The sequence below is a fragment of the Streptomyces sp. T12 genome (assembly GCF_028736035.1).
Lineage (GTDB): Bacteria > Actinomycetota > Actinomycetes > Streptomycetales > Streptomycetaceae > Streptomyces.
The window spans coordinates 1,014,825-1,030,889 of the sequence record NZ_CP117866.1 but is presented as its reverse complement, the minus strand read 5'-3'; the positions used below and the strand labels follow the sequence as shown (position 1 = coordinate 1,030,889).

Annotated in this window: 15 protein-coding genes; 12 read left to right on the top strand and 3 right to left on the bottom strand. The window is 69.9% G+C overall.

What is annotated here, in order from left to right; translation table 11 throughout:
* Positions 1-228: 228 nt before the first annotated feature.
* On the top strand, positions 229-471 hold the full coding sequence (locus PBV52_RS04545) for a hypothetical protein (protein ID WP_274236965.1): 243 nt from the start codon (positions 229-231) through the stop codon (positions 469-471).
* On the opposite strand, the gene PBV52_RS04540 is transcribed toward PBV52_RS04545, so the two are convergent.
* Positions 465-1,430, bottom strand: a complete 966-nt coding sequence (locus PBV52_RS04540; protein ID WP_274236964.1) for a glycoside hydrolase family 6 protein — start codon at positions 1,428-1,430, stop codon at positions 465-467. The two genes, PBV52_RS04545 and PBV52_RS04540, sit on opposite strands and share 7 nt — an antisense overlap.
* Before the next feature lie 212 nt (positions 1,431-1,642).
* Between PBV52_RS04540 and PBV52_RS04535 the strand changes: the two genes are divergently transcribed.
* Positions 1,643-2,323, top strand: a complete 681-nt coding sequence (locus PBV52_RS04535) for an ABC transporter permease (RefSeq protein WP_274236963.1) — start codon at positions 1,643-1,645, stop codon at positions 2,321-2,323.
* Here the strand turns inward: PBV52_RS04535 and PBV52_RS04530 are convergent.
* A complete protein-coding gene (locus PBV52_RS04530; RefSeq protein WP_274236962.1) occupies positions 2,259-3,212 on the bottom strand; it encodes an expansin EXLX1 family cellulose-binding protein in 954 nt (317 codons plus the stop codon). The genes PBV52_RS04535 and PBV52_RS04530 overlap by 65 nt on opposite strands.
* Positions 3,213-3,440: 228 nt before the next feature.
* Positions 3,441-5,672 (bottom strand): alpha-L-fucosidase, encoded by a 2,232-nt coding sequence (locus PBV52_RS04525; RefSeq protein WP_274236961.1) that lies wholly within the window; start codon positions 5,670-5,672, stop codon positions 3,441-3,443.
* A 456-nt stretch (positions 5,673-6,128) separates the two neighbouring features.
* On the opposite strand from PBV52_RS04525, the gene PBV52_RS04520 reads away from it, so the two are divergent.
* From PBV52_RS04520 to PBV52_RS04475, 10 genes are all read left to right on the top strand, one after another.
* The gene (locus tag PBV52_RS04520; RefSeq protein ID WP_274236960.1) at positions 6,129-7,190 is read left to right on the top strand and encodes a sugar ABC transporter substrate-binding protein; all 1,062 of its coding nucleotides are present in this window, start codon (positions 6,129-6,131) and stop codon (positions 7,188-7,190) included.
* Positions 7,191-7,238: 48 nt separating this feature from the next.
* Positions 7,239-8,804, top strand: a complete 1,566-nt coding sequence (locus PBV52_RS04515; protein WP_274236959.1) for a sugar ABC transporter ATP-binding protein — start codon at positions 7,239-7,241, stop codon at positions 8,802-8,804.
* A complete protein-coding gene (locus PBV52_RS04510) occupies positions 8,797-9,840 on the top strand; it encodes an ABC transporter permease (protein ID WP_274236958.1) in 1,044 nt (347 codons plus the stop codon). Before PBV52_RS04515 ends, PBV52_RS04510 begins: the two co-directional genes overlap by 8 nt.
* A gap of 95 nt (positions 9,841-9,935) precedes the next feature.
* Positions 9,936-11,261: an L-fuconate dehydratase gene (locus tag PBV52_RS04505; protein ID WP_274236956.1), complete on the top strand. Its 1,326-nt coding sequence runs from the start codon at positions 9,936-9,938 to the stop codon at positions 11,259-11,261.
* Complete coding sequence (locus PBV52_RS04500) at positions 11,254-12,156, top strand: amidohydrolase (protein ID WP_274236955.1); 903 nt, start codon at positions 11,254-11,256, stop codon at positions 12,154-12,156. The genes PBV52_RS04505 and PBV52_RS04500 overlap by 8 nt, the downstream gene beginning before the upstream one ends.
* Positions 12,147-12,584, top strand: a complete 438-nt coding sequence (locus tag PBV52_RS04495) for an RbsD/FucU domain-containing protein (protein WP_274236954.1) — start codon at positions 12,147-12,149, stop codon at positions 12,582-12,584. The genes PBV52_RS04500 and PBV52_RS04495 overlap by 10 nt, the downstream gene beginning before the upstream one ends.
* Entirely contained in the window at positions 12,581-13,624 is a 1,044-nt protein-coding gene (locus PBV52_RS04490) for a zinc-binding dehydrogenase (protein WP_274236953.1), read from the top strand. The genes PBV52_RS04495 and PBV52_RS04490 overlap by 4 nt, the downstream gene beginning before the upstream one ends.
* Positions 13,621-14,382, top strand: coding sequence for an SDR family NAD(P)-dependent oxidoreductase (locus PBV52_RS04485; RefSeq protein WP_274236952.1), 762 nt, complete (start codon positions 13,621-13,623; stop codon positions 14,380-14,382). Before PBV52_RS04490 ends, PBV52_RS04485 begins: the two co-directional genes overlap by 4 nt.
* Positions 14,379-15,011, top strand: coding sequence for a bifunctional 4-hydroxy-2-oxoglutarate aldolase/2-dehydro-3-deoxy-phosphogluconate aldolase (locus tag PBV52_RS04480; RefSeq protein WP_274236951.1), 633 nt, complete (start codon positions 14,379-14,381; stop codon positions 15,009-15,011). Before PBV52_RS04485 ends, PBV52_RS04480 begins: the two co-directional genes overlap by 4 nt.
* A complete protein-coding gene (locus PBV52_RS04475) occupies positions 15,008-16,045 on the top strand; it encodes a sugar kinase (RefSeq protein ID WP_274236950.1) in 1,038 nt (345 codons plus the stop codon). The genes PBV52_RS04480 and PBV52_RS04475 overlap by 4 nt, the downstream gene beginning before the upstream one ends.
* The last annotated feature ends 20 nt before the right edge of the window (positions 16,046-16,065 follow it).

Genomic DNA, 16,065 nt, shown 5'->3' with positions numbered 1-16,065 from the left:
GGCTACGGACCGCCGGGATGCAGACCCCGTCACCCAGGCGGACCGTTCCCCCGGCGAACTCACCGACACAGCGCGTCAGCCGCCGACGGAAGGGGCCGCGCAGGGCGAACAGCAAGCGGGCCCTCGGTGAGACGTCCGACGCGGGCGTCCGGACTGTCCTCCTCTCGGCCTTCCCTGCGCGGGTCGACGGCCGGACCGGGGAACTCGTAGCGTCCCTTGGACGGGGAGATGTTCCCCCCGGCCCCGCGGGCCGGCGTGTACTTCCACGCCGAACCCGCCGTCACGCCGTTGGGTCCGAGGGCGTTGGTGTACGTCAGGCTTGCCCCGCTGCACGACGGGTGGCGCCTGTTCCAGTCCGGCCACGAGTACGTCGTCTCCCTCCTCAGCGCGAGTTCCTCTTCGAGCAGCCGGAGGAACGCTCTCGCCCTGACCTGCCGCGGGACCCGCGCCCGAGCGGACCCGGATCAGTAGCCGTAGACCATCTTGTAGGCGACCTCCGGGAGGAACTGCCCGGCCGAGGAGCCGGTTCCCACGCCACAGTTGCCGTCGGACTCGCCCGGAACCTTGATCCACAAGAGCATCTCGGCGCCTCCGCCCAGCTGGGAGGGGGTGCCGATACGGCGGCCCGAAGGGTTGCACCACTGGCCGTTGGAGCCGTTGCCGTTGCGACTGGTGTCCACCACGAACGGCTTGGTGTAGCCGTACCGGGCGCCGAGTTCCCTGTTGACGGCGTTGCCGTAGGCGGTGTTCTCGGCCGTGGTCAGGTAGTTGGAGACGTTGAGCGAGAAGCCGTGGGCCTGCCGCAGGCCCGCTTCGTGGAGGCGCCCGGCCATGGTCGCCGCGCTCGCCCAGGCCGGGTTGCCGGCGTCCAGGTAGACCCAGGTGTTGGGGGCCTGACGGTTGAACTCGGTGAGCGCTCCGGTCAGCATGCTCTCGCGTTCGTCGATCTGCGCCTGGGTCATGCAGCCGTAGTCCCCGAGGGAGTCGGGTTCGAGGACGACGACGGCAGGGCGGGTGGCGATTCCGCCCGCGAACTGGGCGATCCAGTTCGCGTAGGCGGCAGGCGAGGAGGCTCCGCCCGCAGAGTGCCCGCCGCAGTAGTCGCGGTTGTAGATGTTGTAGGCGACCAGGACGGGCAGCTTGTCCCGGGCGTCCGCGGCGCCCACGTACGCGCCGGCGGCGGTGCCGATGGTGCCGCTCCAGGAGCCGAACCAGCGGGCCGTCGGTGTGTTGGCGATCGAGGCGTTGATCGCGGGTGTGCGGCCGTCACCGGGGTTGGTGGCGACCCATCGCTTCGCGCTGGAGTCGGGGTCCGCGTAGAACCCGTTGGTCATGGTCGTCGGGTCGGCCGCGTGGGCGGGCGGGGCGGCGGCGAGCGCCAGCGGCAGTGAGGAGAGTGCTGCCACCAGGGCGAGGAGTCTGCGGCGCATGACGGTTACCTCGGCTTTCTGACATCTGGCAGGGGGTGCGTGCGTCCGAAGGTCGGTGGCGAGTACGGAGGGGAGCGCTCCCACGGGAAGCGCTCCCCACGGCATGGTCGGTCAGCAGGTCGAGTTGGTCTGGGTCAGGAGGCCGAGCCGCCACGGGAGGAGGTTGTAGTCGCCGCCCGCGTTGGGGTTCATGCCCTGGCGCGCTGCGCACGGTGGGCGTGGCCCTCGCGGTGACCGCGGTGTGCACGCTCACCGGGCTGTTGCTCGGCATGGCGGCGCAGGTCGGCGCGGGGCTCACGGAAGTGGTGTCGACGATGCCGGCGGTCCTCGCCGGACTGCTGACCACCGCGGTGACCGGCCCGTCCGCCTCGGGTGCCGCCCTCGCGGTCTGCATGGTCGGCTGGACCCCTTACGCCGCCCAGGCCGCCGCCCTGCTCGAACAGGAGCGAGCGAGCGGCCACATGCTCGCCTCCATCTCCTTCGGCGCCGGCCCCGGATACCTGCTCCGCTACCACCTGCTGCCCGCCGTACTGCCGGGTGTCCTGCGCAACGCCCTGCTGCGCCTGCCCACCACGGTCCTCGTACTGGCCTCCCTCGGCTTTCTCGGTCTGGGCGAGCAGCCGCCCACCGCGGAGTGGGGCCGCCTGCTGTCCGAGAACCAGCCGTACGTAGAACTGGCGCCCTGGACCGTACTCGGCCCGGCGTGCGCACTCGTCCTGCTCTCCGTTCTCGCCGTATCCGGCACGGACGCCGTGGCTGTGCGCAGCTCGGCGTCCGTCCGGACGTCCCGTCGGTCCCGCGGGAGAGGTGCGCGGGCGGAGGGCGGGGTCAGTGCCGGGCGAACTGAACCCCGGTCGGTTGCACCACGTTCGGCCGCAGCGCGATCCCGGTGATGGTCAGTCGTTCTCCATAGATGTCCGTGATCCTGATCGCCTTGCCGCACCCGCTGCCGTCGGCGGAAATGAAGTAGTTGTATTCGGTGCGCGGCAACTGCCGCCAGCCACCGTCGGTCTTGACCTCCAGACGCGCGACCGGATTCCGGTGGCCGATCGACTGGATGCCGCACCAATAGGGGTTGGACCCGGTCTTGTACCTGATGGACATGGTCTCGGAGGTGTTGGGGCTCACCAGCTGCCAGGTGATCGGGATCCGGCCGACCTTGAGGTCGGCGAGCTTGGCGAAGGCCTCCTGGCTGAGGTCGAGTTGCCCGGGAGCGCAGGGCAGGGGGCATTCGTTGGTGATCCGTACGGTGATCGACTTGCCGTTGGCCGCGCGGACGAGCACGTACGCGCCGCATGCCTTGGACGTCTCGTAGTCCGTGGTGTTCATGGCCGCGATCATGAGGTCGGGACTTGGGCCGAACAGGCAGGCGCCGTCTCCGTCCTCGGCCTCGTAGGCGGTGGCGACGCCGGTGTAGGTGCTGCCGGGCCGGATCCGCCCCGCCGAGGACACCGTGGTGGACGCGGTTCGCGGGGACTGCGGGGTGCTCGTGGCCGACGGTCGTGGCGACTGGGTGCTCGCGGTGGCCGTCGGACTCGAACTGCTGCTCGCGGTCGGCGTCTCCGATGCGGTTGGGGTCCTCGTGTCGGACGGGGTTGTGGCCCTTACCTGGGTGGTGGCGACCGTCGATGCGGCGGTGGGCCCTGCCTCTTCCTTCCGGTCGGGGAGCAAGCCCATGACCAGGTAGGCGAGAACGCCCGCGGCGGTCACCGCCACCGTGCTGGCCAGCATGAGCCTGCGTCTGCGTCTGCGCTGCCGCGCGGCCTGCCTCGCTGTCGTCATTTCCCGTCCGTTCGGAAGATCGAGCCGATGGTGCACTGCTCAGTGACCGCACGAGACGAAAAGGTTGCCTTCGATTTCTCAGCCGGTTGTCGTCTGCGCGCCGCTCCGGTCCTGAAGCAGCACCACCTGCGGCGCGCCGAGCGGGCGCTGGTCGGGGCCGGAAGCCGCCAGGACCCCAACCAGCGATAGGAGTAGTACGCCGGCGCAGCCGCTCGCATGTTCCGAGGATCAGACAGCCGTGAAGCTCCACAGCAGGTTGCTGCTGTTGCCGTACGTCCACTGCTTGGTGACGGAGCCCGATGCGACGTTGCCGCCGCCGTCGAGGACCAGGCCGGTGGTGCGGTTGGCGATCGAGTAGCGGTTGCCGCCGCGGTGGGTGATCTTCCACTGCTGGTTGCTGCTGCCGCTCCAGGGGGCCTGTCGGGCCGGAGAGCCGTTGGTAGCGGCGCCCCAGCCGTCCGCGACCATGCCGTTGGTCCGGTTGACCAGCCGGTAGTAGCCGCCTCCGACCGCCTCCGCCTGCCACTGCAGGTTGGCGCTGCCGTTCCAGGTCCACTGCTTGAGGTTGGCCCCGGAGTCCACGTTGCCGCCGCTGTCCAGGGCGAGTCCGTTGGTGGCGTTGGTGATCCGGAAGTACGTCGCCGGGTTGAACTGGACCCGCAGTGAGGCGATCTGGTCGTTGTTGCCGGTGACCCGCAGGTCGGGGTTGTCGGCGGTGAAGGTCCAGGAGGTGCCGCTGAAGTTGTCCCCGGAGTAGCCGATCACCTGGTAGCCGGGGGCCGGCCGGAGGGAGGAGATGCTGCCCGCGCCCAGCCCGGCCGCGGTGAGGTCGGCCGTGGTGTGGTCACCGAGGGGGAGCACCGCCGAGTTGCCGGTGTAGTTGACGTTCGTGAAGGCGACGGCTCCACCGAGCGGCCGCAGCGCCGGGATCGTGCCGGAGAAGGTGAGCTTGAGGACGTACGCGTTCGCACTGTAGGGCGCCGAGGACGGCAGGGTGACCGTGAGGCCGGAGGAGCTCTGGGCCGGTGCGGGGAGGTCGATGTAGGTGCCGGCGGTGGTGCCGAGGAGCTTCACCGAGGTCAGCGAGGAGAGATTGATGCGGTCCGAGCTGAGGGTCTTGATCGTCAGTGAGTTGCCGGGCCAGCCCAGGACGGTGGCGTACAGGACGTTGCCGGCCTTGTTGCGGGTGAAGCGGATGTCCTGCGCGGTGCCGGCGTGCGGGGTGGTGAACGAGCCGCCGCCCATCTTCGTCGGGCCCTCGCCGTACTCGGTCCAGGCGCGGGTCGCGTACACCGACTCGCCGAAGCGCCTGAGATGGTCGCCGATGCCGAGCAGGATGTCCTTCTGAGCCTGGGGGATGGTGCCGTCGGCCATGGGGGCGATGTTGAGCAGCACGTTGCCGTTCTTGCTGACCCGGTCGATGAACGAGTGCAGCATCTGCTGGATGGTGTAGTAGCCGATGCCCTGGGTGTAGCACCAGCTGCTGCTGGAGATGCTGTCGTCGGTCAGCCAGTAAGGAGTGGTGATGTCGCCTGGGCCGCCGCGCTCGTAGTCGAACACCTCGCCCTTGCCGTTCATGCCGTCCTTGTAGGTGGCGACGACCTCACGGCCCCAGCTGTTGGCCTGGTTGTAGTAGTAGGCCAGGAACTTCAGGCGCTGCTGTTCGTCGACGGCGGGCAGGTTGAAGTCCTGCCACAGGATGTCGGGTTGGGAGCGGTCGATGACCTCCTTGAGCTTGTCGTACCAGAGTTGGTTCTCCGCGGCCGAGCCCAGCTGCCCGTAGAGCTTCTTGAGGCTGGGGTCCGTCTGGGCGGGGGCATGCTCGTAGAAGCCGGTGAAGTTGTACGCGTGGTGCATGGCCACCAGCAGCTTGAGGTTCTTGGCGCGGATGGCTGTGGTGAAGAGTTGCAGGAGGTCGAGGCCGGGGCCCTTGTCCACCGAGTTCCACTCGTTGACCTGGCTGTCCCACATGGAGAAGCCGTCGTGGTGCTCGGCGACCGGGCCGGCGAACTTGGCGCCGGCGTCGACGAAGAGCTGCACCCACTCGTCGGGGTCGAAGTTGCCGCCGGCCGACTTCAGCTTCGGCGCGAACTTCACGAAGTTGCCCGCCAGGTCCTGGGCGCCGTTGATGAAGTTGTGGTACGGCCATGCCGCGGGCTGGCCGTAGGTCGCGATGTGGTGCTGGTTGGCGTTGCCGCCCGCCTGGTACATGTTGCGCGGGTACCACTCGTTGTCGTAGGCCGGGACGCTGAAGACTCCCCAGTGGAAGTAGATCCCGAACTTCGCGTCCTGGAACCACTCCGGAGATGCAGGGTGCTGGTCGACCGAGTTCCAGTCGGGCGTGTAGGTGCTGGGCGCCGCCTGGGCGATGCCGGAACTGAACATTCCTCCGGCGACGGCCGCTGCGGCCACAGAGGTGGCGCCGGCCAGGAAGTGGCGTCTGTTGAACGAACTCGGCATGGAGACATCCCTGATACAGAGGAGGGCAGGGGAGTGCGGAGAAGGACACAAGTGGGCGTGGCTCCTGTGCGTGGAGCGTCGCTTGTTACGGACGAAGGTCCGCCATGTCTCCCTGGGATGTCAACCAGCGTGCAGGGATGAAAAACGCTGATGCTTCAGGCGTTTTGACCCTTTTCTATGGATTCGTTGCGATTCTCAATCGCCTAAACATAGCATGTCTGTCAGGTCCTCATGGCCGATTCCGCTTGTCCAGCGATGATGATTGATGGGATGGGTCTCACCTGCACTTGCCCTTGCTGGGCGAAGTGAACTGGCATTTCTTCATGATGCGCCGCAGAGGTCTGGACAGTGCGACAGGGTCAGGCCTATAAACATCCCATCTCTGCTGAACGGCGATACGCAGATGTCGTCGAGGCGAAACATCTCCCGCTACGGGACCGGCGCGAGGAAGCACCGATGAGACTCAGGACAGCCCTCTGTTCCGCAGTATCTGCCCTGCCCGCACTGGCACTGCTCAGTGCGTGCGGCAGTGGCTCCACCTCGACGTCGTCGAGCGACAAGCCGCTGGTCGGCGTCGACTACCCCCGCTCCGACACCGACTTCTGGAACTCCTACATCAAGTACACCCCCCAGTACGCCAAGGAGCTGGGGCTGGACCTGAAGACCACCAACTCGCAGAACGACGTCGCCAAGCTCACTGCCAACGCGCAGACGTTCATCAGCCAGGGCGTCAAGGGTCTGGCGATGGCGCCGCAGGACACCGCCGCCATCGCCCCGACCCTGGCGCAGCTGGAGGCGAAGAAGATCCCGGTCGTCACCGTCGACACCCGCCCTGACACGGGCAAGGTGTTCATGGTCGTGCGCGCCGACAACCGTGCCTACGGCGAAAAGGCCTGCCAGTACCTCGGGACCAAGCTCGGCGGCAAGGGCAAGGTGGTGATGCTGCAGGGCGGCCTGGACTCCATCAACGGCCGTGACCGCACCGAGGCGTTCAACGACTGCATGAAGAAGAACTACCCGGACATCAAGGTGTTCGGCGAGGCCACCAACTGGGACGGCGCCGTCGCCGCGCAGAAGCTCCAGACGCGACTGACTCAGCACCCGGACATCAAGGGCGTCTACATGCAGTCCAGCTTCGCCCTGTCCGGCACGCTGCAAGTCCTGAAGCAGAAGGGTCTGTTGGTGGACCCGAAGGACAAGAAGCACGTGTTCGTCGTGTCCAACGACGGCATCCCCGAGGAGCTGAAGGACATAGCCGCCGGGAAGATCGACGCCACGGTCTCCCAGCCGGCCGACCTCTACGCCAAGTACGCCCTGTACTACCTGAAGGCAGCGATCGACGGGAAGACCTTCAAGCCCGGCAAGACGGACCATGACAGCACGATCATCCAGGTCCGCGACGGCCTGCTCGAGGACCAGCTCTCCGCCCCGCTCGTCACCGCCGACGGCGGCACCTACGGCGGCGTGCCCAGCGTCAAGAGTGACGACAAGTCGCTGTGGGGCAACAACCTCGGCTGACATCCCTTTACCAGGAACCCAACAGATATCCAGCACAAGGCGGTTGAGATGAGTGACGGGGAGCGAGCAGCCACCCCCGCGCCCGCCCCGGCGGACGACGGACGGGCACCCTCGGACCCGCCCGTCGTCGAGGCGGCGGGCATAGTCAAACGATTCGGTCCGACGGTGGCCCTCGATGGCGCCCGGATCACCATCAGGCCCGGTGAGACCCACGCGCTCGTGGGCCGCAACGGAGCCGGCAAGTCGACGCTCGTGTCGGTCCTCACCGGCCTTCAGGCCCCCGACCAGGGAACGGTCACCTTCGGCGGCAGCCCTGCACCACGACTCGCGGACCGCGACGCCTGGCGACAGCGCGTGGCCTGCGTCTACCAGAAGTCGACGATCATTCCCACGCTGACCGTGGCCGAGAACCTCTTCCTGAACCGGCACGACCATGGCCGCAGCCGCCTGATCAGCTGGCAGGGTGTGCGTCGGCGGGCGCAGGAGTTGCTGTCGACGTGGTCGGTGGACGTCGATCCGCAGACCCCGGCCGGTGATCTGAGCGTGGAGCAGCGGCAGTTCGTGGAGATCGCGCGGGCGCTGTCCTTCGGTGCCCGGTTCATCATCCTCGACGAGCCGACCGCCCAGCTCGACGGGGCTGCCATCAACCGCCTCTTCGACCGGATCCGCGACCTGCAGCGCCAGGGCGTGACCTTCCTGTTCATCAGCCACCATCTGCAGGAGGTCTACGAGATCTGCGACATGGTGACGGTGTTCCGGGATGCCCGGCACATCGTGACTGCCCCGGTCGCGGAACTGCCCCGCACCGAGCTGGTCGCGGCGATGACCGGCGAGGCGGCGATCGACCGGCTGCAGGAGCGGTCGAGTTCCCACGACACCACCGTCACGCCCGCGCTGTCCGTGCGCGCGCTGGACAGTGGCGCCACCTACGGCGATGTCAGCTTCCAGGTGGGCGCCGGGGAGATCGTCGGCCTCGCGGGGGCCGCCGGCAGCGGGCGGACCGAGGTCGCCGAGACCGTCGTGGGGCTGCGGGCGGCAACGGCGGGCGAGGTGGAGATCGCCGGCAGGCGGCCCCGGCCCGGCAGTGTGCCCGCGGCGCTTGCCGCCGGCGCCGGGTTCGTCCCCCAGGACCGGCACCACCAGGGCTTCGTTCCCGACATGTCGATCGCGGACAACGCCACCCTGTCGGTGCCCAAGCGGCTGGGCCAGGGCGGGTTCCTGAGCCGTGGCCGCCGGGACCGGCTTGCCGAGGGCATGATCGAGCACCTGGCGATCAAGACTCCCGGTCCCGAACTGCCCGTCTCCGCCTTGTCCGGAGGCAACCAGCAGAAGGTCGTCATGGCGCGGGCCCTGGCCGACGACCCCCGGCTGCTGGTCCTGATCAACCCGACCGCGGGCGTGGACGTGCGCTCCAAGGAGTTCCTCCTCGGCAAGGTCGAGGAGACCGCGCAGACCGGCACCGGCGTGCTCATCGCCTCCGACGAACTCGACGACCTGCGCATGTGCGACCGGGTCCTGGTGATGTTCCAGGGCCGTGTGACCTCAGAGATCGCCCGCGGCTGGCACGACCACGACCTCGTGGCCGCGATGGAAGGAGTGGACCTCGATGCCTGAAACCGCCCTCGCGGACACGCCCACCCTCGAGACGGAAGCGGCCGGCCCCAAGCGAATCGCTCTGCTCGGCGGCCGGATACCCCTGGCCCGCCTGCGCGACCTCGCGCTTGTCCCGGCCATCGTGGTCATCGCGATCGTCGGACAGATCGTCAACCCGGTCTTCCTGCAGGCCGACAACCTCATCAACGTCCTGCAGACCATGTCCGAGATGGCCCTGCTGGTCCTCGCCCAGACGATGGTCCTGATCGTCAAGAAGATGGACCTGTCGCTGGAGTCCACCATGGGCCTCGCGCCCGGCGTCGCGGCCTGGCTGGTGGTCCCGGTCGGCGCGGGCCACGGACTCGGACTGCTCTCCGGCGCGTGGGCCATCCCCGTCACCCTCGCCGTGGGCGCGCTCGTCGGCGTGATCAACTCCCTGCTGATCATCCGCTTCGGCCTCAACGGCTTCATCGTCACCCTCGGCATGCTGATCGTGCTGCGCGGTGTCCTCACCGGTATCTCCGGCGGCCAGACCTTCTTCCAGCTGCCCGAGTCGATGCTCTACCTCGGCACCGCACAGTGGTTCGGGATGCCCGCCTCGATCTGGATCTGCCTGGTCCTGTTCGCCGTCGCGATCGTGGTGCTCGGCTGGACCAGCTTCGGCCGTTCGCTGTACGCCATCGGCGGCAACGTCGACGCCGCGAAAGCGGGCGGCATCCGCACCGACCGGGTGCTGTGGATCGTCATCGTCACCGGCAGCGTGCTCGCCGCCCTCGCCGGACTGATGCTGTCCGGACGCCTGGCCTCGGTGGCCTCGGCCCAGGGCAACGGGTACATCTTCACCGTCTTCGCCGCCGCCGTCATCGGCGGGATCAGCCTCAACGGCGGCAAGGGCACCATGTTCGGCGCGTTCTGCGGCATCCTGCTGCTGTTCATGATCCAGAACGTGCTCACGCTCGGCGGCGTCCCCGCCCAGTGGATCGGCGCCCTCAACGGCCTGATCATCCTGGTCGCCCTCGCCATCTCCCGTATCACCGGCGGCAAGGTCCAGGAGTGACCCGGGCGGCCGTCGCCGGCCGCCCGACCTCCGCCGCGTTCACGTCTCGTCGCAAGGGGAGCGATTCCCCCTTGCCCCTCAGAGGAGTTGCCGCCATGTCCTCCACCGTGCCCTCATCCGCCCGCATCACCGCTCTGGACGTCCTGGACGTGCGGTTCCCCACCTCCGAACACCTCGACGGCTCGGACGCCATGAACCCCGAACCCGACTACTCCGCCGCGTACGTCGTCCTGCGCACCGACGCCGGCGACGGACTGGAGGGCCACGCTCTCGCCTTCACCACCGGCCGCGGCAACGACGTGCAGGCGGCCGCCATCGCGGCCCTGGCCCCGCACGTGGTCGGCCTGTCCGTCGAGGAGGTCTGCGTCGACCTGGGCGCGTTCTCCCGCTCCCTCGTGCACGATCCCCAATTGCGCTGGCTGGGCCCGGAGAAGGGCGCCATCCACATGGCCACCGGCGCCGTCGTCAACGCCGCCTGGGACCTCGCCGCCAAGCGCGCCGGCAAGCCCGTGTGGCGCTTCCTCGGCGAGATGTCGCCCGAGGACCTGGTCGCGCAGGTGGACTTCCGCTGGCTCAGCGACGCCCTCACTCCCGAGGAGGCCCTTCAGATCCTGCGCCGCGCCGAGCCCGGCCGTGAACAGCGCATCGGCTGCCTGCTCGACCAGGGCTACCCCGCCTACACCACCACCCCCGGCTGGCTCGGCTACTCCGACGAGAAGCTGGCCCGTCTGGCGCGCGAGGCCGTCGCCGACGGCTTCACCCAGATCAAGCTGAAGGTGGGCGCGGACCTGGAGGACGACGTACGGCGCATGCGCACGGCCCGCGAGACCGTCGGCGACTCCATCCGCATCGCGGTGGACGCCAACCAGAGATGGGACGTCCAGCCCGCGATCGACTGGATGAGCGCCCTGGCACCCTACCGGCCGTACTGGATCGAGGAGCCCACCTCACCCGACGACATCCTCGGCCACGCCGCCGTCCGCAAGGCCGTCAGCCCCATCAAGGTCGCCACTGGCGAGCACATCGCCAACCGGGTCGTCTTCAAGCAGCTCCTCCAGGCCGGCGCGGTCGACATCGTGCAGATCGACTCCGCCCGGGTCGGCGGCGTCAACGAGAACATCGCGATCCTGCTGCTCGCCGCGAAGTTCGGCGTGCCGGTCTGCCCGCACGCCGGCGGGGTCGGCCTGTGCGAGATGGTCCAGCACCTGTCGATGTTCGACTACGTCGCCGTCTCCGGCACGACCGAGGACCGCGTCATCGAGTATGTCGACCACCTGCACGAGCACTTCGTCGACCCGGTGCGCATCGTCGACGGCCACTATCTCCCACCGACGCTGCCGGGACTGAGCGCACAGATGCACCCCGAATCCCTCAAGGAGTACATCTACCCCGACGGCCCCGTCTGGACCGCTCGTGTCTGACGTCCAGGCCCTCGTCGACGCCCACCACCATGTGTGGGACCTGGACATCCGGCCGCAGCCCTGGCTGGACGAACCGGGCCACGAGCCGATCCGCCGCAGCTTCAGCTCACACGCCCTGCGATCGGCCGCGACCCGGCCGATCGCCGGACGGCGACTGACGAGCACGGTGGTCGTCCAGTGCGTCGCGTCCGTGCCCGAGACACGCGATCTCCTCGCCCTGGCCGACAGCGACCCGCTGATCGACGCCGTCGTCGGCTGGGCGGACCTGACGTCCCCCGCGATCGGCGATGTACTCGACGACCTGCGGGCCGGGCGCGCGGGCCGGTACCTGCGGGCTGTACGGCACGTCGTGCAGGGCGAGTCGGACCCGCACTGGCTCCAACGACCGGACGTCGAGCGAGGGTTGAGAGCGGTCGGGGAGCGCGGGCTCGGATACGACGTGCTGATCCGCAGCCACCAGCTCCCGCAGGCGATCCGCCTCGCGGAACGGCTCCCCGAGCTGCCGCTCGTCCTGGACCATGCCGGCAAGCCGCCCATCGCGCGGCGGGAACTGACCGACTGGGCACAGCAGTTGCGGGCACTGGCCCGGTATCCCCAGGTCCGCTGCAAGGTGTCGGGTCTCGTCACGGAGGCCGACCACGAGAAGTGGACGGTCGATGACATCCGCCCGGTATGGGACGTCCTGCTCTCCGCCTTCGGCCCCGACCGGCTGATGTTCGGCTCCGACTGGCCGGTCTGCATCCTCGCCGGCGGATGGAACCGCTGGGCCGCCACCGTCGAGGAACTCCTGGACGGCTGCTCCGCCACCGAGCTCCACGCGGTGCTCGCCGGCACCGCGACCGCCTTCTACCGCCTGACCCCCGCCCCCACGAAGGAGGGGACACCGTGCTCCTGACGGAACTGCTGCACCCCGGCATCCTCGAATCGCTGGCCGGAGCCGGCCACGGCGCCCGTGTGCTGCTCGCCGACGGCCACTACCCCGCGAGCACCGCCACCGGCGAGCGCGCCAGAACCGTCCACCTCAACCTGGCACCCGGCCTGCTCGACGTCACCACCGTCCTCGACGTCCTGATACGCGCCCTGCCCGTCGAGTCGGCCCACGTGATGGTGCCGCCCGAGGGCGAACCGGAACCGCCCGCCATCGCCGAGTACCGCTCGATGCTGGTCCCCGTCCCGGTCGACACGCTCGGCCGCTTCGAGTTCTACGACGCCGCACGCTCGCCCGACCTGGCCCTCGCCATCGTCACCGCCGACACCCGTACCTACGCCAACCTGCTGCTGACCATCGGCGTCCGCGCTGAAGGGACCCTGACGACACGATGACACTCGCCGTCCGTTACACGTCCGCCCGCACCCTGGACACGGCTCCCGCCACGCCCTCCACTCCCGGTCCCGGTGAGGTGGAGCTGGCCCCCGCTTACGTCGGTATCTGCGGCACCGATCTGCACATCTTCCACGGCGACATGGACGCCCGGGTCGCCGCGCCCGCCGTCCTGGGACACGAGATGTCCGGCCGCGTGGTGCGCGTCGGAGAGGGCGTCGAGGGCTGGGCGCCCGGTGACGCGGTGACCGTGATGCCGCTGCGCTGGGACGACACCTGCCCGGCCTGCCGCGCCGGCCACCAGCACGTCTGTCAGCACCTGGACTTCATCGGGATCGACTCGCCGGGTGCGATGCAGCAGCGCTGGATCGTGCCCGCCTCGACGCTCGTCCGGCTGCCCGACGCCCTTCCCCTGGACCGGGCCGCGCTGGTCGAGCCGACGGCGGTCGCGGTGCACGACGTGGGCCGGGCCGAGGTCGCCGAAGGGGAGAAGGTGGTCGTGGTCGGCGGCGGCCCTGTCGGCATCCTCATCGCGCTGGTGGCGCGGGCCGCGGGCGCCGAGGTCCGGGTGGTGGAGCTGAGCGCCCACCGTCGGCTGCTCGCCGAGGAGTTGGGGCTGACCGCCTGGAATCCGGCCGATGTCGACGTGCCGGCGCTGGTCAGCGCGTGGACCGGGGACGCGGGTGCGGACGTCGCGTTCGAGGTGTCGGGCGCGGCGGGCGGCGTGGACACGGCGGTCGATGTGCTGGGTGTGCGCGGCCGTCTGTGCCTGGTCGCCATTCACCCGCGGCCCCGCGAGGTGAACCTGCACCGTTTCTTCTGGCGCGAACTCACCCTGGTCGGCGCCCGGTTGTACGACCGCTCCGACTTCGAGAAGGCGGTCGCCCTGGTCGCCGACGGCACCATCCCGGCCGACCGGCTGATCAGCAAGGTCGTGCCGCTCACGCAGGCGCCCGCCGCCTTCGAGGCCCTGGAGGGCGGCGGCGACGTGATGAAGATCCTCGTGGACTGCACCGACGACACCCAGGGAGCCACCGTATGACCGCCTTCGACCTCACCGGCAGGCTTGCCGTCGTCACCGGAGCGCGGCGCGGCATCGGCCGGGCTATGGCCCGCGCGCTCGCCGGGGCCGGCGCGGACGTCATCGGGGTGAGCGCCTCGCTGGAGGAGTCCGGCAGTGCGGTGGAGAAGGACGTCCTCGCCGCGGGCCGTGCGTTCGAGGCGATCCGCACCGACTTCGCCGACCCGGACGCGGTACGGGCCCTGGGCGCGGACCTGGCCGGGCGGGAGCGGCCGGTGGACATCCTGGTCAACAACGCGGGCACGATCCGCCGCGCCCCGGCCGCCGAACACAGCGACGCAGACTGGGAGTTGGTGCTCCAGGTCAACCTCAACGCACAGTTCGCGCTGACCCGGGCGGTCGGCGCGGCGATGGTGGCCCGCGGCCAGGGCAAGGTCATCTTCACGGCGTCGCTGCTCAGCTTCCAGGGCGGCATCACCGTCCCCGGCTACACGGCCGCCAAGCACGGCATCGCCGGGCTGACCAAGGCACTCGCCAACGAATGGGCCCCGCACGGCGTCAACGTCAACGCCATTGCACCCGGCTACATCGCCACCGACAACACCCAGGCGCTGCAGGACGACCCGGTGCGCAGCAAGGCGATCCTGGACCGCATCCCGGCCGCACGCTGGGGCGGCGCGGAGGACCTGGCGGGCGCCACGGTGTTCCTGGCCTCGGACGCCGCCGCCTACGTCCACGGCGTCGTCCTGCCCGTCGACGGCGGATGGCTCGGCCGATGAGCGGAACCGACCCGGCCTCCGTGCTCGACGGCGCCCGCGTGATGCCGGTACTCACGGTGCGGCGCGTCTCGACCGCCGGCCCGCTGGCCGACGCGCTCGCGGAGGGTGGTGCCCGGTGCGCCGAGGTCACCTTCCGCACTCCCGACGCCGAGCAGGTGCTCAAGGAGATGGCCGCTCACGGTGGCCTGGCCGTCGGCGCCGGCACGGTCCTCACGCCCGAGCAGGCGGAGCGGGCCGTGGCGGCCGGGGCCCGCTTCGTGGTCTCGCCCGGCTTCGACGAGGACGTCGTCGCCAAGTGCCGCGAGCTGGGGGTGCCGGTGGTGCCCGGCGTCGCCACCGCGACCGAGTTGATGCGGGCCCTGAAGGCGGGTCTCGACACCGTGAAGCTCTTCCCCGCCGAGCCGCTCGGTGGCCTGCGGACGCTGCGAGCGCTCGCGGCACCCTTCCCCGGGGTGCGCTTCGTACCGACCGGCGGGATCGCCGCCTCCCGCCTGGCCGCCTACCTCGCCCACCCGGCGGTCCTCGCCGTCGGCGGCAGCTGGATGGCCACCACCGACCAACTTCGGCGGGGCGACTACGACGAGATCCGTCGGCTGACCGCCGACGCGGTGGAGAGGAGCAGGACGTGATCGACGTGGTGGCCCTGGGTGAGGTGATGCTGCGCTTCGACCCGGGCGAGGGACGCATCCGCACCACCCGGACCTTCCAGGTCTGGGAGGGCGGCGGCGAGTACAACGTCGTCCGAGGCCTGCGCCGCTGCTTCGGCCTGCGCACAGCCGTCGTGACCGCGCTCGCCGACAACGCGGTGGGCCGACTCGTCGAGGACCTGATCCTCCAGGGAGGCGTCGACACGGCACTGATCCGCTGGGTGCCCGACGACGGCATCGGCCGCACCGCCCGCAACGGCCTCAACTTCGTCGAACGCGGCTACGGCATCCGCGGCGCGCTCGGCGTCAGCGACCGCGCCCACACCGCCGTCTCCCAGCTGCGCAAAGGGGACGTCGACTGGGACGCGGTCTTCTCGGCAGGCGTGCGCTGGTTCCACACCGGCGGTATCTTCGCGGGCCTGTCCGACACCACGGTGGACGTCGCCGACGAGGCCATGGCGGCGGCCCGCCGTCACGGGGTCACCGTCTCCTACGACCCCAACTACCGCCCCAGCCTCTGGGCCGGCCGGGGCGGAGCCGAGCGGGCCCGCGAGGTCGATCTGCGGCTGGCCCGGCACGCCGACGTCGTGGTGGGCGCCCTCGGCCTGGCCGGGAGGTATCCGGGCGACGTGCGGGTCAGTGCCGACGAGGTGCCCGACGCACTCGCCTGCGTCGCCGTCCTCCTGCCCGACGCGAAGGTACTGGCGACGACTCTGCGCGGAGTTCCCTCGGCCGGGGTCAACGACTGGTCCTCGGCCGCCTGGTCCGCCGAAACCGGCTTCGTCGCCGGCCCCCGCATGCCCGGCCTGCAGGTGCTGGACCGCATCGGCTCCGGCGACGGATTCGCCGCCGGCCTGATCCACGGGCTGCTCGACGGCGTCGGTCTGGAGCGCGCCCTGGCCTATGGCACCGCCCACGGCGCGCTCACCATGACCACGCCCGGAGACGTCTCCATGGCCTCGCTCGCCGAGGTCGAGGCGCTCATCGCGGGCGACTCGGCCCACGTCAGACGCTGACCGGCGACCCATCGTCCATA

Coding starts and splice junctions, on each gene's coding strand:
- PBV52_RS04530 (WP_274236962.1), bottom strand. CDS start 3,212: ATGACGACAGCGAGGCAGGCCGCGCGGCAGCGCAGACGCAGACGCAGG.
- PBV52_RS04505 (WP_274236956.1), top strand. CDS start 9,936: ATGTCCTCCACCGTGCCCTCATCCGCCCGCATCACCGCTCTGGACGTC.
- PBV52_RS04510 (WP_274236958.1), top strand. CDS start 8,797: ATGCCTGAAACCGCCCTCGCGGACACGCCCACCCTCGAGACGGAAGCG.
- PBV52_RS04540 (WP_274236964.1), bottom strand. CDS start 1,430: ATGCGCCGCAGACTCCTCGCCCTGGTGGCAGCACTCTCCTCACTGCCG.
- PBV52_RS04490 (WP_274236953.1), top strand. CDS start 12,581: ATGACACTCGCCGTCCGTTACACGTCCGCCCGCACCCTGGACACGGCT.
- PBV52_RS04525 (WP_274236961.1), bottom strand. CDS start 5,672: ATGCCGAGTTCGTTCAACAGACGCCACTTCCTGGCCGGCGCCACCTCT.
- PBV52_RS04485 (WP_274236952.1), top strand. CDS start 13,621: ATGACCGCCTTCGACCTCACCGGCAGGCTTGCCGTCGTCACCGGAGCG.
- PBV52_RS04515 (WP_274236959.1), top strand. CDS start 7,239: ATGAGTGACGGGGAGCGAGCAGCCACCCCCGCGCCCGCCCCGGCGGAC.
- PBV52_RS04520 (WP_274236960.1), top strand. CDS start 6,129: ATGAGACTCAGGACAGCCCTCTGTTCCGCAGTATCTGCCCTGCCCGCA.
- PBV52_RS04545 (WP_274236965.1), top strand. CDS start 229: ATGTTCCCCCCGGCCCCGCGGGCCGGCGTGTACTTCCACGCCGAACCC.
- PBV52_RS04480 (WP_274236951.1), top strand. CDS start 14,379: ATGAGCGGAACCGACCCGGCCTCCGTGCTCGACGGCGCCCGCGTGATG.